The organism is Undibacterium sp. TJN19 (genome assembly GCF_049339485.1).
Classification (GTDB): domain Bacteria; phylum Pseudomonadota; class Gammaproteobacteria; order Burkholderiales; family Burkholderiaceae_D; genus Undibacterium.
Map to the genome: position 1 here is coordinate 1 of NZ_JBMPPL010000053.1, position 737 is coordinate 737.

At 59.7% G+C, this 737-nt stretch carries 1 protein-coding gene; it reads left to right on the plus strand.

From position 1 onward, the window contains the following. Nucleotides 1-737: condensation domain-containing protein (locus ACO0LH_RS28480; protein WP_422944526.1), on the plus strand; the 737-nt coding region annotated here is incomplete at both ends.

The following is a 737-nucleotide window of genomic DNA, read 5'->3' on the forward strand; positions in this document are numbered from 1 at the left end:
ACTTTGCAATTGGTGGCGACTCCATTCGCTCCATCTCCCTCGTCTCGGCTGCCCGGGCGCAAGGCTTGCAGTTCGCCATCAAAGACCTGTTTGCCCACCCCACCATTGCTGAACTGGCCAGTGTCGTCGTTGATACCGGCGTGGCAGGAACTGTGCGTGCAGACGGCACTGTCCATCCCGCAGGGCAGGGCACAGACACCGCCAGCACCAGCAGCACCCTCGTACCGTTTGCCCTGCTGAGTCCAGAAGAACAGGCCCGCCTGCCGCGTAGTTACCGTGGACAAGCCATTGAAGACGCCTATCCCCTGTCCATGCTGCAACAAGGCATGTGGTTTCATTCGATGCAGAATCCCCAGTCTGCCGTCTACCACTGCGTCATCACCTTTGCCATTGATGCCGACTGGCAGCCTGCGCTGTTCCGCGAAGCCCTGCACAGCGTCATACAACGCCACCCCGTCCTGCGCACCGAGTTCCACCTCGACGCCGACCGCCCGCTGCAATTCGTCACCACCTGGCGCGAACCCACGGTCGAAGTACACGACCTGCGCACCCGGCCAGGACAAGATAAAGAAGTTGGGCAATCCCAGGAAACCAAAGAAACGCAGGCTACCAAAGAAGCCGCCATCCAGGCCTGGGTACTCGAAGAGAAAGCCAGAGGCCTGCGCATTGACGAGCTCTGGCGTATTGGCATCCTCGTGTTTGAACAACAGATCCAGTTTGGCCTCAGCTTCCACCAT